Genomic DNA, 21,979 nt, shown 5'->3' with positions numbered 1-21,979 from the left:
CCGGCAAGATTACTCCGAGGGGATTTTTACTGACCCGTCGCCTTCGCGATGATCTCCTTCGACACGTTGGCCGGTACTTCGGCGTACGAGTCGAACACCATGGAGTAGTTCGCCCGGCCTTGGGTCTTGGACCTCAGGTCGCCGACGTAGCCGAACATCTCCGACAGCGGCACGTGCGCCCTGACGACGCGTGCACCGCTCCGCTCCTCCATGGCCTGGATCTGGCCACGGCGGGAGTTCAGGTCGCCGATCACGTCGCCCATGTAGTCCTCGGGCGTGGTGACCTCGACGGCCATGATCGGCTCCAGGATGACCGGTTGTGCTTGCTGCGCAGCCTTTTTCAGGACCTGCGAACCGGCGATCTTGAACGCCATCTCGGACGAGTCGACCTCGTGGAAGGCGCCGTCGAGCAGGGTGACCTTGAGGTTCACCAGCGGGTAGCCGGCCAGCACACCGTATTGCATGGCGTCCTGCGCCCCGGCGTCCACCGACGGGATGTACTCCCGGGGGATGCGGCCACCGGTGACCTTGTTCTCGAACTCGTAGGTCGCACCGTCCTCGCCGGTGAACGGCTCGAGGTTGATGATCACCTTCGCGAACTGGCCCGAGCCACCCGTCTGCTTCTTGTGGGTGAACTCGACGTTGTTCGCGGCCCGCTTGATGGTCTCCTTGTAGGCCACCTGCGGCTTGCCGACGTTGGCCTCGACCTTGAACTCGCGACGCATGCGGTCCACCAGGATGTCCAGGTGCAGCTCGCCCATTCCGCCGATCACGGTCTGGCCGGTCTCCTGGTCCAGGTGCACCTTGAAGGTCGGGTCCTCCTCGGCGAGCTTCTGGATCGAGAGGCTCAGCTTCTCCTGGTCGCTCTTGGTCTTGGGCTCGATGGCCACCTCGATGACCGGGTCCGGGAAGGTCATCGACTCGAGGACGACCTGGTCGTTCGGGTCGCACAGGGTGTCGCCCGTGGTGGTGTCCTTCAGGCCGATCACGGCGTAGATGTGACCCGCCGACGCGGTCTCCACCGGGTTCTCCTTGTTGGAGTGCATCTGGAACAGCTTGCCCAGCCGCTCCTTCTTGCCCTTGGTGGCGTTGATGACCTGGCTGCCGGAGTCGACCTTGCCCGAGTAGACCCGGACGTAGGTCAGCTTGCCGAAGAACGGGTGCGTGGCCACCTTGAACGCCAGCGCGGCGAACGGCTCGTCGGTCGACGGCTTGCGGATGACCTCGACGTCCTCCTTGCCCGGCGCGTGGCCGACGGCCGGCGGCACGTCCAGCGGCGAGGGCAGGTAGTCGATGACCGCGTCCAGCATCGGCTGGACGCCCTTGTTCTTGAACGCGCTGCCGCACAGGACGGGGTAGGCCTCCGAGCTGATGGTCAGCTTGCGGATGGCGCCCTTGATCTCCTCGACGGTGAGCTCCTCACCACCCAGGTACTTGTCCAGTAGCGCCTCGTCCGTCTCGGCGACGGCCTCGAGCAGCTTGGTGCGGTACTCGTCGGCCTTCTCCTGCAGGTCGGCCGGGATGTCGACGACGTCGTACTTCTCGCCGAGCTTGGCCTCGGCGCTCCACACCTTGGCCTTCATCTCGACCAGGTCGACAACGCCCTCGAAGTCACCCTCGGAGCCGACGGGCAGCTGGATCGGGATGACGTTGGCGCCCAGGCGCTCCTCCATGGTGCGCACGGAGAAGTAGAAGTCGGCGCCGATCTTGTCCATCTTGTTGACGAAACAGATCCGCGGAACGTCGTACTTGTCGGCCTGGCGCCACACCTGCTCGGACTGCGGCTCGACACCCTCCTTGCCGTCGAAGACGGCGACGGCACCGTCGAGCACGCGCAGGCTGCGCTCCACCTCGACGGTGAAGTCGACGTGGCCCGGGGTGTCGATGATGTTGATCTGGTTGTCGTTCCAGAAGCAGGTGGTAGCCGCGGAGGTGATGGTGATCCCCCGCTCCTGCTCCTGCTCCATCCAGTCCATGGTGGCGGCGCCGTCGTGCACCTCACCGATCTTGTAGCTGATACCGGTGTAGTAGAGGATGCGCTCGGTCGTCGTCGTCTTGCCGGCGTCGATGTGCGCCATGATGCCGATGTTGCGGACCTTGGTCAGGTCGGTCAGCACGTCCTTCTGTGCCACAGAAGTCTTCCCACTCTTTCGATTGCTTGGTTCGCTGTCTTGTTTGCGCCGGCCCCGTCGCCGGCTAGATCACCAGCGATAGTGCGCGAAGGCGCGGTTGGCCTCGGCCATCTTGTGGGTGTCCTCGCGTCGCTTGACGGCGGCACCCAGGCCGTTGCTGGCGTCCAGGATCTCGTTCGCCAGCCGCTCGACCATGGTCTTCTCGCGACGCTGCTTGGAGAAGCTGACCAGCCAACGCAGGGCCAGCGTCACCGAGCGGTCCGGTCGCACCTCGACCGGAACCTGATACGTCGCACCACCGACGCGGCGACTCCGCACCTCGAGGGAAGGCTTGACGTTGTCCATGGCGCGCTTGAGAGTGATCACCGGGTCGGTGCCGGTCTTCTCACGAGCTTGTTCGAGCGCACCATAAACAATGCGTTCGGCCAGCGATTTCTTCCCGTCCAGCAGGACTTTGTTGACGAGCTGCGTGACGAGCTGCGAACCGTAGACCGGGTCGTTGACCAGCGGACGCTTGGGCGCGGGCCCCTTGCGCGGCATTAGCTCTTCTCCTTCTTGGCGCCGTAACGGCTGCGGGCCTGCTTGCGGTTCTTGACGCCCTGGGTGTCGAGCGAACCGCGGATGATCTTGTAGCGCACGCCGGGCAAGTCCTTGACTCGGCCACCACGCACCAGCACCATCGAGTGTTCCTGGAGGTTGTGGCCCTCGCCCGGGATGTAGGCGGTGACCTCGACCTGGCTCGTCAGCTTCACGCGCGCGACCTTCCGAAGCGCCGAGTTCGGCTTCTTCGGGGTGGTGGTGTACACGCGAGTGCATACGCCACGGCGCTGCGGGCTGCCCTTCAGGGCCGCGGTCTTGACCTTGGCGATCTTGTCGCGGCGACCCTTGCGGACCAGCTGCTGAATGGTTGGCATCTAGGAGGCTTTCTGTGTTCGTGTTGGGCGTCTGTCGGCGGTTCTCAAGTCTTCGTACTGCAGTTATGCCCGGTCGCACTACCCCGCGGCCGGGTGTGTCGCACGCGTTGCGCACCGGAGGACGATCCGATGCATCGTGGACATGTGAATTCGCCCGGCATCCACTTCCTTACGGTTAGGCGCCGTAAGCCGCCAGGCACGAGCCTCCACAATACCCGCCGCCGGTCTTGCAGGTCAAAGCGGCGGTCAAACCCCGGACACCGTCGAAGCTAGCCCCTGACGCCGTCGTGGGTGACGCGCCGCTCCAGACCCGCCGCCAGGCGCAGCACCATGTCCGAAAACAGCGCGTCGGTGTCGATGTCGTCCATGACACCGGTCATCTCCAGCAGCACGAAGCCGTGCAGCGCGGACCAGAACTCCAGCGCCGCGTGGAAGGCCTCGTCGCCGTCGAGCCCGTAGGAGGACAGCACCGCGATCACCGGCGCGGCCGCGCCCCGGGTGGCCGCCGTGTACTCCGGGTCGTCGCCGCCCAGCGGCATCCGGGTGAATGCCGAGTAGCGGCCGGGGTGGTGATGCGCATAGCTGCGGTAGGCGCCCGCCATGACGAGCACCGCGTCGTCGCGGGCGCGGCCCTCGCCGACCCGGTTCAGCATCGTGATGATGTCGTCGATGACGCGGATCCGCACCGCCCGGCGCAGGTCCTCCAGGCTGTCCACGTGGTTGTACAGCGACGGCCCCTTGGTGCCCAGCTGCGTCGCCAGCGCGTTGATGGTGAGGGCGTCCCAGCCCTCCCGGTCCAGGAAGGTCAGCGCGCCGTCGATGATGCCCTCGCGGCTCAGCTTGGCCGGGCGGGAGCCGGCCCTCCCCCCGCGCGGGCGCCCGGCCGCCGTCGGCGTTTCGGGCTGAGCTGCCATGGCGGGGCCCTTCGCTCGGGATGTTCGGGGTGCTTAACTAATGACTCTAGTTGACGCCGGTCGCGAAACTATTTCAGCCACGGCCGGATGGACGTAATCTCAGTCCAGCTGATCACCCGTCACCAAGGGGGCCCGCAGTGCACTGGACAACCGTCGCCGGGTCGCTGGCTACCTGTGTCATCACCGTCGCCGCCACCCCCGCCCCCGCGGCGCACGCCAAGAACGGCGACACCCACGTCGTCGGCCAGGGCATCCAGCAGACGCTGGACTGCAACGACGCCACGCTGTTCGTCAACGGCTCCTTCAACAACGTCACGGCGCTGGGCAACTGCTACGCGGTGACGGTGATGGGCTCGTCCAACACCGTCGTCGCCGATTCCGTCTCGCACGACATCACCGTCTACGGCTACGACCAGACCGTGTTCTTCCACAACGGCGCGCCGGTCCTGTGGGACCGCGGCCGCGAACTGGGCATGACCAACCGGCTCCAGCAAGTGCCCGGCTAGGCCCGACACCACGTCACCATCCAACTTCAGGGGAATCGAGGAACATTGTCCGCCCGCATCTTTGACCGCCCCTCGGGGCTGATCGCGCTCACCGTGGCCCCGGCGCTCGCGGCCGTGTTGGTGGCCGGCTGCAGCTCGACGGCCAACCCGCCCGGCGGTTCCAGCACGACGACCAAGAGCAGCCCGACGACGACGACAAGCGCCGGGGCGGCCACCACCACCAAGTCGGGCGGGGCCAGCACCACCGCGTCAGTCGAGATCGGCAACACGCTCACCTACGGGTCGATGGGGACCACCGCGACGCTTGACTGCGCCAGCGGCAAGTCGCTGAACGTGGGCGGCTCGGACAACACCCTCACCATCACCGGCTCCTGCGCGACGGTGACCGTCGGCGGCGCGAGCAACAAGATCACCCTGGACAAGGTCGACACGCGGATCAGCGTGATCGGATTCAACAACACCATCACCTACAAGGACGGTGAGCCCAAGGTGGACAACCTCGGCTCGGGCAACACGATCACCAAGGGCGGCTGACGGTAGTCGTTCCCTGACAGGGGCATTCGCCGTGAGGCGAGCGTTTTGATTGGGGCATATGATGATCCCGGCAGAACGGAATCCAGCCATGCTCACCCGCACCACCATCCGCGCCGGCGCACTGGTCACGGCGATCGTGGTGCTGACCGGCGTCGTGATGCTTCCCCACGAGGTGGCGGCGGCCGACCCGACCGACGACCAGTTCGTATCACTGCTCGACCAAAAGGGAATCCCCGCGCTGGACAACATTCCCAGCCTCATCGGCACGGCACACCGGATCTGCCGCCAACTCGATGGCGGGATGCCGGTCGACGGCGTAGTCGACGACCTGAGGGAACGGGCCTTCAAAGCCAATCCGGGCGGCGGCCAGTACCCCGCCGATCGCGTGGCGCGCACCATCGCCCGATTCATCTCCGCTTCGGTCGAGGCCTATTGCCCGAACAACCAGCCGAAGATCGCTTCGCTGCAGGGCGTGGCCAATCGCGGACCCGGTTCGAGCGAACCAACCGCCCAACCGGCCGGGGTTCGGCTGGCGTCGTACGGACCGTTGCCCGCGGGGGAAACCGCGCAGCCGGACCCGCCGCAACTTCCGCCGCCGCCCGCCCCGACGGCCCAGATCCTGGCGCCGCCCCCGCCCGTCGCGGCCCCGTCGCCGCGGCCGCAAGCGCCCGCACCGGCGCAAGAGCCACAACCGGGACCGCAGCAGGGACCGACGGTGGCTCCCGCACCGGGTGGCCCTCCCGGCGCCGGCGGTGACACCCCTCCCACGCCGCCCGGCAGGGTGCGGCTCGCGCCGTAGGCTAGCCCGCGGGAGCGCCGTGCCGGCCCGCGCCGGCGGCGAACCGCCCAGCCCCCTCGTTCGCCTCGGCGGCGACGCGGGAGATGCTGGCGAATTCGAAGTCGATCGCCTCGGATTCCGTTGTCCCCCATTGATGTAACGCCGAGAGTCGATCGGACCGCAGGCACTGCTGCGGCAGCGCGGCCAGTTGCGCCGCCAATTCCTCCGCCGCCTGCCGCGCCTGGCCGTTGGGCACGACGCGGTTGGCCAGCCCCATCGCGAGGGCTTCGTCGGCCTTGACGCCGCGGCCGGTGAGGATCATGTCCATCGCGCGGCTGTGTCCGATCAGCCGCGGCAACCGCACCGTGCCGCCATCGATCAGCGGCACGCCCCAGCGGCGGCAGTACACCCCGAACACGGCGTCCTCCTCGGCCACCCGCAGGTCGCACCAGACGGCCAACTCCAAACCCCCGGCGACCGCGAAGCCGCTGACGGCGGCGATCACCGGCTTGGACAACACCATTCGCGTCGGCCCCATCGGGCCCGGGCCCGTCCGGTGCACGGCGTTGGCGTCGGGCGTGCCGAAGGCCTTCAGATCGGCGCCGGCGCAGAACGTTCCGCCGTCGCCCCACAACACGGCGACCGATGCGCTGTCGTCGCGGTCGAATTCGTCGAACGCCGCGTACAGCGCGGCGGCCGTGGGGCCGTTGACCGCATTGCGGGCGGCCGGCCGGTTCAGGATCACCGTCGTCACCGGGCCGTTGCGTTCGATCCGCACTGGGTCGCTCATTTTGCCTCCGCGAATAGTGGTTCCCGCCGCTGCAGCAGCTCAGTGGCGAAGTCGTGGTAGGCCGCCCGCAGCCGCGCACCGGGCCAGTCGGCGGGCAGCAGTTCGTCGGGCAGGACCGGGTCGGTGAGCAGGTGTCGCACCGTCGCCGCGGCCACCACGAACCGGGCGGGAATGTCCGGCGCGGCGGCCATCTCGTCGAGCAGCCGGTTACCGGCCCGGGCCCACGCGGGCAGGTCCCACAGCTGGGTGGCGAGTTCGGCGGCGTCGTCGACGCGCGCCCGCAGGACCCGCACCCGGGCGTCGATCTCGGGATCGAGGTCGGACTCCAGGTTGTCGGGGCGCATCCACACACCCTCGCGCAGTTCACCGAAGCGCTTGCCGTGCATGGCGTTTCGCAGCGAGGCCCGGGTACGCGCGTCGCCGCCCACGCTGGTCACGATCAGCGTGACCCACTCCCCGCCCCACGGGCGGACCCGCGGGTCGATGGCGTCGTCCTGGCGGCGCTGCCGGGCCAGCAGCCGATCCGAGAGCCGATAGCCGTCGGCGGAGCGGATCAGGTCACCGGCACCCACCATGCGGGTCAGCGCCACCCGCAGGGTGGTCTCTTTGATGCCGAAATCCGCAGTAAGCCTGACCAATTCGCTGGCCCGGGCGTGCGCCGGGTGGGCGCCCAGCAGCACGCTGAGCACCACCGACCGGGCCGTCATGGTGGCCATGGGCTAGACCTGTGACGCGCGGCGGCCGTAGTCACCGAAGGGCTCGTCGCGATGCCGCACCGCTTCCCGGAAGCCGTGTTCGGTCGCGTCGGCGACGAAGGCGTGGCCTTCGGGGGTATGCCGGGCGACACCGTCGAACACGGTGCTGACCATCCTGCTGGTGGCCACACCCTGTTGCAGCAGAGCCGAATTGAGCGCGAGCTTGACCATGATCAGCTGGTTGACCGGCACCGCGGCGATCCGCTGCACCAGCCGCTCGGTGCGCTCGTCGAGGTCTTCGGGCTCCGGCGCCTCGACCGCCAGGCCCCATTCCGCGGCCTGAGCCCCGGTGATGCAATCGCCGGTGAACAGCAGGCGCTTGGCGCGCTGGTCGCCCAGCCGGTGCGCCCACAGGCCCGCCGCCGGGACGCCCCATACCCGGGTCGGCGGGTACCCGATCTTGGCGTCGGCGGCAGCGATCACCTGGTCGGCGTGCAGCGCGATGTCGGTGCCGCCGGCCACGCAATAGCCATGGATCTTGACCACCGTCGGCTTGTCGGCGTGCATCAGGCTGGAGAAGCCGCGCACGAACCGGCTCATCATCTGGTAGTCGATCATCGGGTCCCACGGCTGATCGGGTAAGTGGTTGACCGCCTGGGTTTTTCCGCTGAGAACGGTCCCCGCATAGGCGCCGGTCCCGCCGGCCGAGCCGGTGCGATCGGCGTACGCGCTCAGGTCGAAGCCCGCACAGAAGCCCTCGCCACGACCCGACACCAGGATCACGTGCACATTGGGATCCAGATCGGCGCGCTCCACCAGCGCCGAGAGCTCCAGCGGGGTGTCCGCGACGATCGCGTTGCCCTTCTCCGGCCGGTTGAAGGTGATCCGGGCAACCCGATCGGTGACCTCATAGGTCATCGTCTTCAGGTTGTCGAAGTCGACCGGCCTGATCGCGTGAGTCATCCCTTTACTAGAGCACGCTCGAGAATGGGAGCCAGGTCGAGCCCGGTGGGCATCGTGCCGAACGCGCCGCCCCACCGACGGTCGAGCCGGGTGGTCAGGAAGGCCTCGGCGACCGCGGGGTGGCCGTGGCGCACCAGCAGCGAGCCCTGCAGCGCCAGACAGATGTCCTCGGCGACCTTGCGGGCCCGATGCGCGATGGTGTCCAGGTCGCTCAGGTCCTGCCGCAGCCGGTCGACGTGCGCGCCCAGTCGCGGGTCGGCCGCGGCGCTTTCGGAGAGTTCACCGAACAACACCTCGACGCATTCGGGGCGAGTTGCCATGGCGCGCAACGTGTCCAGCGCGCTCACATTGCCCGAGCCCTCCCAGATGCCCATCAGCGGCGCCTCACGGAACAACCGCGGCATGCCCGAGTCCTCGACGTAGCCGTTGCCGCCCAGGCATTCCAGCGCCTCGGCGGCGTGCGGGGTGGCGCGCTTGCACACCCAGTACTTGCTGGCCGCCAACCCGATGCGGCGCAGCAACGCCTCCCGGTCGTCGCCGCGCAACGCCTTGTCGGTGGCGCCGGCCATCCGCATCGCGACGATGGTGGCGGCCTCGGCCTCCACGGCCAGGTCGGCCAGCACGTTGCGCATGAGCGGCTGGTCGATCAGGTAGGCGCCGAACGCCTTTCGGTGCTGAGCGTGGTGGATCGCGCGGGTCAGGCCGGTGCGCATGCTGGTGGCACTGCCGAGGGTGCAGTCCAGCCGCGTCAGGTTGACCATCTCGATGATGGTGGGGACGCCGCGGCCCTCCTCGCCCACCAACCATGCGGTGGCGCCGTCGTACTCGACCTCGCTGGACGCGTTGGCGTGGTTGCCCAGCTTGTCCTTGAGCCGCTGCAGGAACATGCGGTTGCGACTGCCGTCGGGCAGCACCCGCGGCAGCAGGAAGCAGGACAGCCCGCCCGGGGCCTGCGCGAGAACCAGGAAGATGTCGCACATCGGGGCCGAGGTGAACCACTTGTGACCGACGAGGCTGTAGGTGCCGTCGCCGTTCGGGGTGGCCTGCGTCGTCCCCGCCCGCACGTCGGAGCCGCCCTGCTTCTCGGTCATCGACATGCCCGCGGTGATGCCGCGTTTGGTGGTGGCCAGCTTGAGCTCGGGATCGTATTCGCGGCTGGTGAGCAGCGGCTCGTAGACCGCCGCGAGTTCGGGGTTGTAGCGCAGCGCAGGGACGACGGCGTAGGTCATCGAGATCGGGCAGGTGTGGCCGGGCTCGACGTTCCAGACCGACATCTTGGCCGCACGCACCACGTGGGCGCCCGGGCGCCCGTCGGCCCACGGTGCCGCGTGGATGCCGCTGGCGATCGCCGTGCGCATCAGTTCGTGGTAGGCCGGGTCGTACTCGACCTCGTCGACCCGGTGGCCGTATTTGTCATGGGTGTGCAGGATGGGCCGGTTGCGGTCGGCGAGCTCGCCCCAGCGCTGGGCTTGGGCGCCGCCGGCGATCGCGCCCACCTCGGTCACCTCTTCGGAGCCCCATTCCCCACCCTCACGGATCAGGGCCTCGGCGAGTACCGCGGACGTCGCGGGGTTGTAGTTCTCCAGCGGGGGAACCTGGTTGGTGACGACATGCGTATCCGACATGCCCCTCATGTTACATTTTTTCGACAGCCGCACAAGAGGTGTAATGCGACGTCACCGTGGGTGCGCGGCGAAGAACTCCCACAGGGTGCGGGCGGCGAACGGCGGCCACTCGTGGCCGCCCTGATCGATCGTGATGAGCGTGACGCCGCGGTTGCCTGCGCAGCCCGCCGTCGACGTGGTGATCGGGCCATTGCTGGTGGTGGCCGGGCTTGCGCACTGATCGACGTTGCGCCAGAACGCATTCACCTCGGGCACCGCGGGGCCGTTGATCACGCTGAAACCCTGCCCGCCGCCGTAGGGCACCAGCCGGTCCGCCGTGCCGTGAATGTGCATGATCGACGTCGGACGCGGGTTGGGGCATCGAGTCAGCTGCGTGGCGGCGACCGGCCCGATCGCGGCGAAGATGTCGGTGGCGCACGCGAGCGTAAAGGACATGATGCCGCCGTTGCTCATTCCGGAGACATAGACACGGGCGGGGTCGGTGCCGACGTGCTTGGCGACGTCGGCGACGACCGCGCTGATGAACGCGACGTCGTCGACGCCCTCCCGTCCCGGCCGGCCGCAGCAGGTCTCCCCGTCGACGTTCCAGGCCCGGTCCAGCCCGTCCGGGTAGGCGACGACGACCTTGGCCGAATCGGCCAATTCGTCCCAGCCGTAATCCCTTTCGACCTGCCGGGCGCTCCCGGAATAGCCGTGCAGCACGACGACCAGCGGAGGCGATGCGGATTTGCCCGCCGGCTCGTAGAGCCGGTAGCTGCGATCGTGCCCGCCCACATCGAGGTGGTGCAGGCTGGTCCCGGTGACGAAGCCCGAGGGCGGCGCAGGCGAACAGCTCGCGACCAGGAGGACGACCCCGAGGAGCGTTGCGAGCCGACCGAGCACGGGCGGAGATCTCAGCCGCCGGTCTTTTCCCGCAGGAACGCGATGTCGTCCTTGCGTCCCTCGTCGGCGGTCTCGCAGATGACGGGTGCAGCGGCCGCCGTGACCACCGCGACGAGCAGCTCGGGATCGATCTGGCCGGTGCCGAAGTTGGCGTGCCGGTCGGCGCCCGAGCCCGCCGCGTCCCTCGAGTCGTTGCAGTGCACCAGGTCGATGCGGCCGGTCAGCGCCTTGATCCGGTCGACCGCGTCGACCAGCGCCTCGCCGGCGGCCCAGGCGTGGCAGGTGTCCAGGCAGAAGCCGATTCCCTTGTCGCCGATGTGATCCCAGAGTTTGCCGATGGTGTCGAAGTGACGCGCCATCGCGTGGTCGCCGCCCGCCGTGTTCTCCAGGTACACGGGCACATCGGTTTCCAGGTAGTCCAGCGCCTTGACCCACCGCTCGAACCCGGCCTCCATGTCGTCGTCGTCGGCGTGGCCGCCGTGCACGATCACGGCCGTCGCGCCGATCTCCGCGGCCGCGTCGCAGGTGTCCTGCAGGATCTTGCGCGACGGGATGCGGATGCGGTTGTTGGCCGACGCCACGTTGATGAGGTACGGCGCGTGGACGTAGAGCGGCACGGCCGACGCCTTGAGCGTGCCGGCGTCGTCGCGGGGCTTCGGCTTCTTCCAGCTCTGCGGGTTGCCGAGGAAGAACTGCACCACGTCGGCCCCGTCCGCCTGGGCGGCCGCCAGCGGGTCTTCGTTGTGGACGTGTGAACCGATGAGCACGTCGCCAGTGTAGTAAAGGGCGGCCGACGCGAGCGTCACGCCAGCGTGACATTGGGTCGCCAGAGCCACGCTGGCGTGACAGTCGGCGGGTACGAGCGGGTACGAAAAAACCCCGGGCGAGTGCCCGGGGCTTTTTCTGTGTCGACTACCGGTAGTCGCTGTAGCCGTAGTCGTCCAGCGGAACCGCGGCTCCAGTCGCCTGGCCGAAGTCCGGGCTGTAGTACTGATCCTCGTAGGACGGGATCGTGTACGCGGCGGCCCGGGCCTCCTCGGTCGGCTGCACCTGGATGTTGCGGTACCGGTTGATGCCGGTACCGGCCGGGATCAGCTTTCCGATGATCACGTTCTCCTTCAGACCGTTGAGCTTGTCGCTGCGGCAGTTGATGGCCGCATCGGTCAGCACTCGCGTGGTCTCCTGGAACGACGCCGCACTGAGCCACGAATCGGTGGCCAGCGATGCCTTCGTGATACCCATCAGTACCGGGCGCCCGGCGGCGGGCTCGCCGCCCTCGGCCACCACGCGACGGTTCTCCGCCTCGAACTCCGCGCGGTCGATCAGCGAGCCGGGCAGGAACTCCGTCGAGCCCGAGTCGATGATGGTGACGCGACGCAGCATCTGGCGGACGATCACCTCGATGTGCTTGTCGTGGATCGACACACCCTGGGCGCGGTAAACCTCCTGGACCTCGCGGACCAGGTGGATCTGCACCTCGCGGGGGCCCTGCACGCGCAACACCTCGTGCGGGTCGGCCGAACCCTCCATCAGCTGCTGGCCCACCTCGACGTGGTCGCCGTCGGACAGGACCCGCTCGGAACCGTCGTCGTGCTTGAACACGCGCAGCCGCTGCCGCTTGGAGAGCTTGTCGTACACGACCTCCTCGCTCCCGTCGTCGGGAACGATGGTGATCTTGTAGAAGCGCTCACCCTCCTCGAGTTGCACCCGCCCGGTGACGTCGGCGATCGGCGCCTTGCCGCGCGGGACGCGGGCCTCGAACAGTTCCTGGACCCGGGGCAGACCGCCGGTGATGTCCTCACCGACACCACCCTGGTGGAAGGTACGCATGGTCAGCTGCGTGCCGGGCTCACCGATGGACTGGGCCGCGACGATGCCGACGGCCTCGCCGATGTCGACCAGCTTGCCGGTGGCCATCGAACGCCCGTAGCAGGTCGCGCACACGCCGGTGCCCGTGGTGCAGGTCAGCACCGAGCGCACCTTCACCTGCGTGATGCCGGCCGCCAGCAGGGCGTCGATCTCCGGGTCACCCAGGTCCTCGCCGCGCGCGACGACGACGTTGCCGGCCTCGTCGACCGCGTCGGTGCCCAAAGTCCGCGCGTACGCCGAGGTTTCGATGTACGGGTCGCGGATCAGGGTGCCGTCGGGCTGACGCTCGGCGAGCTCGACGATGATGCCGCGCTCGGTCTCGCAGTCGTGCTCGCGGACGATGACGTCCTGGCTCACGTCCACCAGACGACGGGTCAGGTAACCCGAGTCGGCGGTACGCAACGCGGTGTCCGCCAGGCCCTTTCGGGCGCCGTGCGTGTTGATGAAGTACTCCAGCACCGTCAGGCCCTCGCGGAACGACGACTTGACCGGACGCGGGATGAACTCACCCTTCGGGTTGGTCACCAGACCCTTCATGCCGGCCAGCGTTCGGGTCTGGGTGAAGTTACCCGTGGCACCCGAGTCGACGATCGTGATGATCGGGTTGTCGCTGGGGTAGTGCTCGCGGAGCGCCTGACCGACCTCGTCGGTGGCTTCCTTCCAGATCTCCACCAGCGCCTCGTTGCGCTCGTCGTGGTTCAAAGCGCCTCGCTGGAACTGCTTTTCGACCTTCTCGGCCCGCTCCTCGTACTGGTCGAGGATCTCCTTCTTGCGCGGCGGGACCAGCACGTCGGCCATCGACACGGTGACCCCACTGCGGGTGGCCCAGTAGAAGCCGGCGTCCTTGAGCTTGTCGACGGTCTGCGCCACCACGATCATCGGGTAGCGCTCGGCGAGGTCGTTGATGATCGCGGCCTGCACCTTCTTGTGCATCTGCTTGTTCACGAACGGGTAGCCCACCGGCAGCAGCTCGTTGAACAGCACCCGGCCCAGCGTCGTCTCGGCCATCCAGGCGTCGCCCGGCTGCCAGCCGTTGGCGCCGAACAGCTCGGCCTCGATCTCGGCGGGCGGACGCAGCTGCGTCAGTCGCACCTTGATCTTGGCCCGCACCGACAGCACGCCGCGGTCGGCGGCCATGATCGCCTCGGCCGGCGAGGAGTACACGCCAACCTCCGGCTGATCCTTTGCGGCGGGCGAGAATTCGCCCTTGTCGCCGTCGACCTCGGTGGTCAGGAAGTACAGCCCGGTCACCATGTCCAGTCGCGGCATGGCCAGCGGGCGGCCGGAGGCCGGCGACAGGATGTTGTTGGAAGACAGCATCAGGATGCGGGCCTCGGCCTGCGCCTCGGCGCTCAGCGGCAGGTGCACCGCCATCTGGTCACCGTCGAAGTCGGCGTTGAACGCCTCACACACCAGCGGGTGCAGCTGAATCGCCTTGCCCTCCACCAGCATCGGCTCGAAGGCCTGGATGCCCAGCCGGTGCAGCGTGGGTGCGCGGTTCAGCAGCACCGGGTGCTCGGCGATGACCTCTTCCAGGACGTCCCACACCTGGGGACGCTGCCGCTCCACCATCCGCTTGGCGCTCTTGATGTTCTGCGCGTGGTTGAGGTCGACGAGCCGCTTCATCACGAACGGCTTGAACAGCTCGAGCGCCATCAGCTTGGGCAGGCCGCACTGGTGCAGCTTGAGCTGCGGGCCGACCACGATGACGCTGCGGCCCGAGTAGTCGACACGCTTACCGAGCAGGTTCTGACGGAACCGGCCCTGCTTGCCCTTCAACAGATCCGACAGCGACTTCAGCGGACGGTTGCCCGGCCCGGTGACCGGGCGGCCGCGACGGCCGTTGTCGAACAGCGCGTCGACGGACTCCTGCAGCATCCGCTTCTCGTTGTTGACGATGATCTCGGGCGCGCCGAGGTCGATCAGCCTCTTGAGGCGGTTGTTGCGGTTGATGACCCGGCGGTACAGGTCGTTCAGGTCACTGGTCGCGAAGCGGCCACCGTCCAACTGCACCATCGGGCGCAGTTCCGGCGGGATCACCGGGACGGCGTCGAGCACCATGCCCATCGGCGAGTTGCCCGACTGCTGGAAGGCGGCGACCACCTTCAGGCGCTTGAGGGCGCGAAGCTTCTTCTGCCCCTTGCCGTTTCGGATGACGTCACGCAGCGAGTCGGCCTCGGCGTCGATGTCGAAGTTCTCGATGAGCTTCTGGATCGACTCCGCGCCCATGGCGCCGGTGAAGTACTCGCCGTAGCGGTCGACGAGCTCGCGGTAGAGGTTCTCGTCGACGATCAACTGCTTGGGGGCCAGCTTGGTGAAGGTGCTCCAAATGTCCTCCAGCCGGTCCAGCTCACGCTGGGCGCGGTCGCGGAGCTGACGCATCTCCCGCTCGCCGCCGTCGCGCACCTTGCGGCGGGCGTCGGCCTTGGCGCCCTCGGCCTCCAGCTCGGCCAGGTCGGCCTCCAGCTTCTGCGCGCGGGCCTCCAGGTCGGCGTCGCGCTGATCCTCAACGGCCTTGCGCTCCACCATCATTTCGGCCTCGAGCGTGGACAGCTCGTTGTGCCGCATCTCGTCGTCGACCGACGTGATCACGTACGCCGCGAAGTAGATGATCTTCTCGAGATCCTTCGGGGCGAGGTCGAGCAGGTAACCGAGGCGGCTCGGCACACCCTTGAAGTACCAGATGTGCGTGACCGGCGCGGCCAGCTCGATGTGACCCATCCGCTCGCGGCGCACCTTGGCGCGAGTCACCTCGACGCCGCAACGCTCACAGATGATGCCCTTGAAGCGGACGCGCTTGTACTTGCCGCAGTAGCACTCCCAGTCGCGAGTAGGTCCGAAGATCTTCTCGCAGAACAGGCCGTCCTTCTCCGGCTTCAGCGTGCGGTAGTTGATCGTCTCCGGCTTCTTGACCTCGCCGTAAGACCATTGCCTGATGTCCTCCGCGGTGGCCAGGCCGATACGGAGTTCATCGAAGAAGTTGACGTCGAGCACGTAACTCCCTTTCCCCTTGCGGGTTTAGTAACTAAAAGTGATTAAGCCAGGTCCTCAACGGAGGCGGATTCGTTGCGCGACAAGTTGATTCCCAGGTTGGCCGCAGCCCGCTCCAGGTCCTCGTCCTCGCCTTCGCGCAATTCGATCGCCGCGCCGTCCGACGAGAGCACCTCGACGTTCAGGCACAGCGACTGCAGCTCCTTGAGCAGCACCTTGAACGACTCGGGGATGCCCGGCTCGGGGATGTTCTCGCCCTTGACGATCGCCTCGTACACCTTGACCCGGCCGACCGTGTCGTCGGACTTGATGGTCAACAGCTCCTGCAGCGTGTACGCGGCGCCGTAGGCCTGCATGGCCCAGCACTCCATCTCACCGAACCGCTGGCCACCGAACTGCGCCTTACCGCCCAGCGGCTGCTGGGTGATCATCGAGTACGGGCCGGTGGAGCGGGCGTGGATCTTGTCGTCCACCAGGTGGTGCAGCTTCATGATGTACATGAAGCCAACCGTCACCGGGTACGGGAACGGCTCACCGCTGCGGCCGTCGAAGAGCACCGCCTTGCCGTCGCCGTCCACCATCACCTCGTTGTCCCGGTTGGGCAGCGTGCAGGACAGCAGCCCCTGCAGCTCCGCCTCCCGGGCGCCGTCGAACACCGGCGTCGACACGATGGCGTTCGGCTCCGCGCTCTGCAGCTCCTTGGGCAGGTTGGCCGCCCACTCGGGGGAACCCTCGATGTTCCAGCCGGACTTGGCCACCCACCCGAGGTGGGTCTCCAGGATCTGGCCGATGTTCATCCGTCGCGGCACACCGTGCGTGTTCAGGATGATGTCCACCGGGGTGCCGTCCGGCAGGAACGGCATGTCCTCGACGGGCAGGATCTTGCCGATCACGCCCTTGTTGCCGTGCCGGCCGGCGAGCTTGTCACCGTCGGAGATCTTGCGCTTCTGGGCCACGTAGACGCGGACCAGCTCGTTGACACCGGCCGGCAGCTCGTCGTCGTCCTCGCGGGAGAACACCCGGATGCCGATCACCTTGCCGGACTCGCCGTGCGGCACCTTCAGCGAGGTGTCGCGGACCTCGCGGGCCTTCTCACCGAAGATCGCCCGCAGCAGCCGCTCCTCCGGGGTCAGCTCGGTCTCCCCCTTCGGGGTGACCTTGCCGACCAGGATGTCGCCGTCGCGCACCTCGGCGCCGATGCGGACGATGCCGCGCTCGTCGAGGTCGGCCAGCACCTCGTCGGAGACGTTCGGGATGTCCCGGGTGATCTCCTCGGCGCCCAGCTTGGTGTCGCGGGCGTCGATCTCGTGCTCCTCGATGTGGATCGAGGTGAGCACGTCCTCCTCAACCAGGCGGTTGGACAGGATGATCGCGTCCTCGTAGTTGTGGCCCTCCCACGGCATGATCGCCACCAGCAGGTTCTTGCCCAACGCCATCTCACCGTTCTCGGTGCAGGGGCCGTCGGCGATGACCTGGCCGGCCTCGACCCGGTCCCCGGCGTCCACGATCGGCGACTGGTTGGCGCAGGTGCCGTGGTTGGACCGCTCGAACTTGCGCATCCGGTAGGTGTGCCGGGTGCCGTCGTCGGCCATCACCGTGATGTAGTCGGCGGAGACCTCCTCGATCACCCCGGCCTTGTCCGCGACGACGACGTCGCCGGCGTCGATCGCGGCGCGCAGCTCCATGCCGGTGCCCACCAGCGGCGCCTCGCTGCGCACCAGCGGAACCGCCTGACGCTGCATGTTGGCGCCCATCAGGGCACGGTTGGCGTCGTCGTGTTCGAGGAACGGGATCATGGCGGTGGCCACCGACACCATCTGGCGCGGCGACACGTCCATGTAGTCCACCTCGGACGACGGCACGTACTCGACCTCGCCCGCCTTGCGGCGGACCAGGACGCGCGACTCCTCAAACCGGCCCTTCGCGTCGATCGGCGAGTTGGCCTGCGCCACCACGTGGCGGTCCTCCTCGTCGGCGGTCAGGTAGTGGATCTCGTCGGTGACCACACCGTCGACCACCTTGCGGTACGGCGTCTCGATGAAGCCGAACGGGTTGACCCGCGCGTACACCGACAGCGAGCCGATCAGGCCGATGTTCGGACCCTCCGGGGTCTCGATCGGGCACATCCGGCCGTAGTGCGACGGGTGCACGTCACGAACCTCCAGCCCGGCCCGCTCACGGGACAGACCGCCGGGGCCCAGCGCCGACAGGCGGCGCTTGTGGGTCAGACCCGACAGCGGGTTGTTCTGGTCCATGAACTGGGAGAGCTGGCTGGTGCCGAAGAACTCCTTGATCGCGGCGACGACCGGCCGGATGTTGATCAGCGTCTGCGGCGTGATCGCCTCGACGTCCTGCGTGGTCATCCGCTCGCGGACGACGCGCTCCATCCGGGACATGCCGACCCGGATCTGGTTCTGGATCAACTCGCCGACCGTGCGCAGCCGCCGGTTGCCGAAGTGGTCGATGTCGTCGGTCTCCACCGGCACCTCGATGCCGCCCGGGACGGTCATCGTGGCCTGGCCCTCGTGCAGGCGGACCAGGTATTCGATGGTCGCGACGACGTCTTCCTCGGTCAGCGTGGACGACGTGATCGGCTCGCCGGCGTGCAGGCCGAGCTTCTTGTTGACCTTGTAGCGGCCGACGCGGGCCAGGTCGTAGCGCTTCTCCTTGAAGAACAGGTTCTCCAGCAGGGTCTGCGCGGACTCCTTGGTCGGCGGCTCGCCCGGGCGCAGCTTGCGGTAGATGTCCAGCAGCGCCTCGTCGGTGCCCGCGGTGTTGTCCTTCTCCAGCGTGCCCATCATGATCTCGGAGAAGCCGAACCGCTCGTGGATCTGCTCGTTGGTCCAGCCCAGCGCCTTGAGCAGCACGGTGACGGGCTGGCGGCGCTTGCGGTCGATGCGCACGCCGACGGTGTCGCGCTTGTCGACGTCGAACTCCAGCCACGCGCCGCGGCTGGGGATCACCTTGACGCTGTGCAGCAGCTTCTCGGTGGACTTGTCGATGGTCTCGTCGAAGTACACGCCGGGCGAGCGAACGAGCTGGCTGACGACCACGCGCTCGGTCCCGTTGATGATGAAGGTGCCCTTCTCGGTCATCATCGGGAAGTCGCCCATGAACACCGTCTGGCTCTTGATCTCGCCGGTGTTGTTGTTGATGAACTCGGCCGTGACGAACAGCGGGGCCGCGTACGTCATGTCCTTGTCTTTGCACTCGTCGACCGGCGCCTTGACCTCGTCGAAACGGGGATCGGAGAACGACAGCGACATCGAGCCGGAGAAGTCCTCGATCGGCGAGAGCTCGTAGAGCACCTCTTCGAGGCCGCCGACCGGGCTGGGCTCGCCACGATCGGTGGCGGCCTCGCGCCAGCGCGGTGAGCCGATCAACCACTCGAAGGAGTCGATCTGCACGTCGAGCAGGCCGGGAACCTCGAGCGGTTCGCGGAGCTTGGCGAAGGAAACTCGGTTGGGCGCTCCGGGGACGGAGCCGTTTAGGGAACTTCCATTAGAGGAACTTTGTGGGCGATCCGTTTTGCTCTGGCGAGAATCAGCCAAGATGCATCCTTCCAGCACCTCGTGCGACTCACGAAGACCGGAACCACCGGTTGCGTTCGCCGCGAATTGTGTCGGTTAGGCCGGCGAACGAACTGTCCGGATCTCACGCGCACGGTGAAAGAACTAAGCCGCTTGCAGGGGGCTCAGGCTTAGACCACGGTGTCAGGTGGCGGGTGAGGTGGGCAGGAGGTAGCCAGCGCAACGTCCAACAATAGCGTAGGGCGGCGCATTCCTCAACTGTCCAGCACAGGACATCCAGGGACATCGGCGCTGGCTGGCATCTCGACTCTCCGCTGGATACATGCTGCCCAACAGACTGGCCCGTTTACGGCCCGTCGTCAAGAGGGCGGGCCGGGGGAGTTACGCGAAGTTATCGCGAAACCTCGGGCCGGAGGAGCTAGTCGCCGACCTCGTGCGCGCGGTACTTGTGGGTGCCCTCCATGTCGTCGATGATCGCGGCTTGCGCCTTCTGCGGCAGGGTGTGCAGGATCTCGCGCACCCGCGCCTGGCGCCGGCCGACGGCCTTGCGCTCGGGCATCCCGGGGGACGCGACGATCTGCGGCGGCACGCCCTCGATCTCCTCCACACCGCCGGCGTGCTGGCCGGCCTCGAGGGCGGCCTGCTCTTCGGCCATCGTCGCCTCGTCCTTTTCCTCGGACATGCCGATCGGGCCGATGCGGCGGCCGTTGAGGAACTGCCGCACGACCGGCTCGTCGCTGGTCAGCAGCACCTCGCGGGGGCCGAACATGACCAGCTTGCGCCGGAAGAGCATGCCCATGTTGTCCGGCACGGTGCGGGCGATGTTGATGTTGTGCGTGACGATGAGGACGGTGGCGTCGATCTGGGCGTTGATGTCGAGGATCAGCTGGCTCAGGTAGGCGGTGCGGACCGGGTCCAGACCGGAGTCGGGCTCGTCGCAGAGGATGATCTGCGGGTCCATCACCAGGGCGCGGGCCAGGCTGGCGCGCTTGCGCATACCGCCGGAGATCTCGCCGGGGAACTTCTTCTCGTCGCCGCCGAGACCCACCATCTGCAGCTTCTCCATGACGATGTCACGGATCTCGCTTTCCTTCTTCTTGGTGTGCTCGCGCAGCGGGAAGGCGGCGTTGTCGAACAGGTTCATCGAACCGAACAGGGCACCGTCCTGGAACATGACGCCGAACAGCGTGCGGATCTCGTAGAGCTCCTTGGCCGAGCACTGCAGGATGTCGGTGCCGTCGATGACCACCGAGCCGCGCTCGGGACGCAGCAGGCCGATCAGGGACTTCAGGAACACCGATTTGCCGGTACCGGACGGCCCCAGCAGCACGCTGACCTCCCCGGCGGGGATCTCCAGGGTCACGTCTTCCCAAATTCTCGACGATCCGAAGGACTTGGTGAGGCCGTTCACCTCAATAGCGACACCCATGGGAGATCCTTCCGTCGACGCTCATGCCCGCCACCTGCCCTTTTATGTGGCATGAGTCACTGTAGCGCACGCTTGCTGCACGGCATCAGGGTTGCAAGGCACAGCCGGGAAAAATTGGCTGACCTGAGATCCGGCCGTCGCCGGCGGCCGCCATCCTATTCGACGCGCGTTAGCCAGTGGGCGCCCAATTGCCGTGAAAGCCCATCGGCACCCGCTGTGGCAAATGCACGGTGGCCACGGACTCGAGCGTCTGCGCGTCGAGCAACACCAGCTGGCCCTCGTCGCGGCCCCGGTGGTAGCCGTAGCCCATCAGAACGCCGTCGTCCTCGACTCGTCCCTTCTGGGAGCCGGGGTTGGGCACAAAGGACATCTCGCCGAGCAAAAGGTCGGGATCGAGCGCGGCGACCTCGCGGGCGCCGGTCTGGTAGTCGTGCTTGTACAGCGCGGCGGCGCCGCCGGCGAAGTAAGCCCCGACGGTGTAGCCGAAGCGGTGCGGGCCGCCCAGCATGTCCTCGTTGATCCGCGGAAATTCCTGCGGCTGATCGTCGCGGCATTCGGTGGCCACCGCGCCGGTCGCCAGGTTGATCGTCCACCGGTCCAGCGTCGGCGGTGTCTCGCCGGGCCCGTGCCGGTCGCGGTCGAACATCCGCGCGTATCGCACCACGTCGAGCACCAAAACCTCTGCGCCGTCCCGCATCTCGGAGTAGGCGTTGAGGGGGTGGTAGACGTAGCAGGGCTCGATCTCGAACCAGCGGACGTCCGCGTTGCCGCCCTCGCGCGGCATGACCCCGATGCGCGCCGGGTAGCCGGGGTTCCAGGCGTACGGCATGCGGTCGGAGTGCTTCGGGTTCCGGTTCATCAGGGCGTTGATCGGGCTCGGCACTCGCACGCGCCCGATCAGCGACTGCATCGCCAGCCGGGCCGGCTCGACCCGCGGGCGGGCATGCTCTCGCTCGGCGCCAACACCAATGTCTTGACCCACGCCGGGCGCACCCTGGCGCTGGTCGAGGGCGGGGTGGCCAACTACGAGCTGACCGACGAGCTGGACACGGTCGGCACCTGCGACTTCGACGGCACGCTGGCGGGCGGCTACACCGCCCATCCGCACCGCGACCCGCGCACCGGCGAATTGCACGCCGTCTCTTACTCGTTCGCCCGCGGACGCACCGTGCAGTATTCGGTGATCGACACCCGGGGCCGCGCCCGCCGCACGGTCGACATCGAGGTGTCCGGGTCGCCAATGATGCACGACTTCTCACTGACCGAGAAGTACGTCGTCATCTACGACCTGCCGGTGACCTTCGACCCGGTGCAGGCGCTGCCGCAGACCATGCCCCGCTGGCTCGGCCTGCCGGCCCGGCTGGCGATGCAGTCGCTGATCGGGCGCGTGCGAGTGCCGAGCCCGATCAACGCCCTGATGAACCGGA

The 21,979-nt window shown here is 67.6% G+C and carries 16 protein-coding genes and 2 pseudogenes; 4 read left to right on the top strand and 14 right to left on the bottom strand.

What is annotated here, in order from left to right; all coding sequences use genetic code 11:
- Positions 1 to 26: 26 nt before the first annotated feature.
- The 4 genes from fusA to A5701_RS12555 form a co-directional block, all read right to left on the bottom strand.
- Entirely contained in the window at positions 27 to 2,132 is a 2,106-nt protein-coding gene (fusA, locus tag A5701_RS12570; protein WP_073880591.1) for an elongation factor G, read from the bottom strand.
- Between the two features lie 69 nt (positions 2,133 to 2,201).
- Complete coding sequence (gene rpsG / locus A5701_RS12565; RefSeq protein ID WP_066999224.1) at positions 2,202 to 2,672, bottom strand: 30S ribosomal protein S7; 471 nt, start codon at positions 2,670 to 2,672, stop codon at positions 2,202 to 2,204.
- The gene (rpsL, locus tag A5701_RS12560; protein WP_007167812.1) at positions 2,672 to 3,046 is read right to left on the bottom strand and encodes a 30S ribosomal protein S12; all 375 of its coding nucleotides are present in this window, start codon (positions 3,044 to 3,046) and stop codon (positions 2,672 to 2,674) included. Before rpsL ends, rpsG begins: the two co-directional genes overlap by 1 nt.
- Positions 3,047 to 3,315: 269 nt before the next feature.
- The gene (locus tag A5701_RS12555; RefSeq protein WP_067753453.1) at positions 3,316 to 3,960 is read right to left on the bottom strand and encodes a TetR/AcrR family transcriptional regulator; all 645 of its coding nucleotides are present in this window, start codon (positions 3,958 to 3,960) and stop codon (positions 3,316 to 3,318) included.
- 137 nt (positions 3,961 to 4,097) lie between these two features.
- Between A5701_RS12555 and A5701_RS12550 the strand changes: the two genes are divergently transcribed.
- From A5701_RS12550 to A5701_RS29140, 3 genes are all read left to right on the top strand, one after another.
- Positions 4,098 to 4,466, top strand: a complete 369-nt coding sequence (locus tag A5701_RS12550; RefSeq protein ID WP_067753450.1) for a DUF3060 domain-containing protein — start codon at positions 4,098 to 4,100, stop codon at positions 4,464 to 4,466.
- A 78-nt stretch (positions 4,467 to 4,544) separates the two neighbouring features.
- Complete coding sequence (locus A5701_RS12545) at positions 4,545 to 5,000, top strand: DUF3060 domain-containing protein (protein ID WP_369807416.1); 456 nt, start codon at positions 4,545 to 4,547, stop codon at positions 4,998 to 5,000.
- Positions 5,001 to 5,088: 88 nt separating this feature from the next.
- The gene (locus tag A5701_RS29140; protein WP_067753541.1) at positions 5,089 to 5,799 is read left to right on the top strand and encodes a DUF732 domain-containing protein; all 711 of its coding nucleotides are present in this window, start codon (positions 5,089 to 5,091) and stop codon (positions 5,797 to 5,799) included.
- 1 nt (position 5,800) lies between these two features.
- Here A5701_RS29140 and A5701_RS12535 read toward each other — a convergent pair whose 3' ends face one another.
- The 10 genes and pseudogenes from A5701_RS12535 to A5701_RS12490 all read right to left on the bottom strand — a co-directional run.
- The gene (locus A5701_RS12535) at positions 5,801 to 6,568 is read right to left on the bottom strand and encodes a crotonase/enoyl-CoA hydratase family protein (RefSeq protein ID WP_067753447.1); all 768 of its coding nucleotides are present in this window, start codon (positions 6,566 to 6,568) and stop codon (positions 5,801 to 5,803) included.
- Positions 6,565 to 7,284, bottom strand: coding sequence for a PaaX family transcriptional regulator C-terminal domain-containing protein (locus tag A5701_RS12530; RefSeq protein ID WP_067753444.1), 720 nt, complete (start codon positions 7,282 to 7,284; stop codon positions 6,565 to 6,567). Before A5701_RS12530 ends, A5701_RS12535 begins: the two co-directional genes overlap by 4 nt.
- Positions 7,285 to 7,287: 3 nt before the next feature.
- The gene (locus tag A5701_RS12525; RefSeq protein ID WP_067753440.1) at positions 7,288 to 8,226 is read right to left on the bottom strand and encodes a crotonase/enoyl-CoA hydratase family protein; all 939 of its coding nucleotides are present in this window, start codon (positions 8,224 to 8,226) and stop codon (positions 7,288 to 7,290) included.
- Entirely contained in the window at positions 8,223 to 9,851 is a 1,629-nt protein-coding gene (locus A5701_RS12520; protein ID WP_067753436.1) for an acyl-CoA dehydrogenase family protein, read from the bottom strand. Before A5701_RS12520 ends, A5701_RS12525 begins: the two co-directional genes overlap by 4 nt.
- Positions 9,852 to 9,902: 51 nt before the next feature.
- The gene (locus A5701_RS12515; protein WP_067753433.1) at positions 9,903 to 10,733 is read right to left on the bottom strand and encodes a PHB depolymerase family esterase; all 831 of its coding nucleotides are present in this window, start codon (positions 10,731 to 10,733) and stop codon (positions 9,903 to 9,905) included.
- 11 nt (positions 10,734 to 10,744) lie between these two features.
- A complete protein-coding gene (locus tag A5701_RS12510; protein ID WP_067753538.1) occupies positions 10,745 to 11,500 on the bottom strand; it encodes a deoxyribonuclease IV in 756 nt (251 codons plus the stop codon).
- Positions 11,501 to 11,645: 145 nt separating this feature from the next.
- Entirely contained in the window at positions 11,646 to 15,596 is a 3,951-nt protein-coding gene (locus A5701_RS12505) for a DNA-directed RNA polymerase subunit beta' (RefSeq protein WP_067753430.1), read from the bottom strand.
- A gap of 41 nt (positions 15,597 to 15,637) precedes the next feature.
- Positions 15,638 to 19,144 carry a DNA-directed RNA polymerase subunit beta gene (locus tag A5701_RS12500; protein ID WP_156670070.1) on the bottom strand — a complete coding sequence of 1,169 codons (3,507 nt, stop codon included), beginning with the start codon at positions 19,142 to 19,144 and terminating at the stop codon, positions 15,638 to 15,640.
- Between the two features lie 397 nt (positions 19,145 to 19,541).
- Positions 19,542 to 20,552, bottom strand: a complete 1,011-nt coding sequence (locus A5701_RS12495) for an ABC transporter ATP-binding protein (protein ID WP_067312439.1) — start codon at positions 20,550 to 20,552, stop codon at positions 19,542 to 19,544.
- 169 nt (positions 20,553 to 20,721) lie between these two features.
- A pseudogene (locus tag A5701_RS12490) lies at positions 20,722 to 21,477 on the bottom strand (carotenoid oxygenase family protein); the annotation flags it as partial.
- Between A5701_RS12490 and A5701_RS12485 the strand changes: the two are divergent.
- Positions 21,475 to 21,979: pseudogene (locus A5701_RS12485) on the top strand (carotenoid oxygenase family protein); the annotation flags it as partial. The pseudogenes A5701_RS12490 and A5701_RS12485 overlap by 3 nt on opposite strands.

The sequence above is a fragment of the Mycobacterium sp. E3305 genome (assembly GCF_001666785.1).
GTDB lineage: Bacteria > Actinomycetota > Actinomycetes > Mycobacteriales > Mycobacteriaceae > Mycobacterium.
This window is presented reverse-complemented; position numbering and strand designations above follow the sequence as displayed.

Coding starts and splice junctions, on each gene's coding strand:
- rpsG (WP_066999224.1), bottom strand. CDS start 2,672: ATGCCGCGCAAGGGGCCCGCGCCCAAGCGTCCGCTGGTCAACGACCCG.
- rpsL (WP_007167812.1), bottom strand. CDS start 3,046: ATGCCAACCATTCAGCAGCTGGTCCGCAAGGGTCGCCGCGACAAGATC.
- A5701_RS12555 (WP_067753453.1), bottom strand. CDS start 3,960: ATGGCAGCTCAGCCCGAAACGCCGACGGCGGCCGGGCGCCCGCGCGGG.
- A5701_RS29140 (WP_067753541.1), top strand. CDS start 5,089: ATGCTCACCCGCACCACCATCCGCGCCGGCGCACTGGTCACGGCGATC.
- A5701_RS12535 (WP_067753447.1), bottom strand. CDS start 6,568: ATGAGCGACCCAGTGCGGATCGAACGCAACGGCCCGGTGACGACGGTG.
- A5701_RS12530 (WP_067753444.1), bottom strand. CDS start 7,284: ATGGCCACCATGACGGCCCGGTCGGTGGTGCTCAGCGTGCTGCTGGGC.
- A5701_RS12525 (WP_067753440.1), bottom strand. CDS start 8,226: ATGACTCACGCGATCAGGCCGGTCGACTTCGACAACCTGAAGACGATG.
- A5701_RS12520 (WP_067753436.1), bottom strand. CDS start 9,851: ATGTCGGATACGCATGTCGTCACCAACCAGGTTCCCCCGCTGGAGAAC.
- A5701_RS12495 (WP_067312439.1), bottom strand. CDS start 20,552: ATGGGTGTCGCTATTGAGGTGAACGGCCTCACCAAGTCCTTCGGATCG.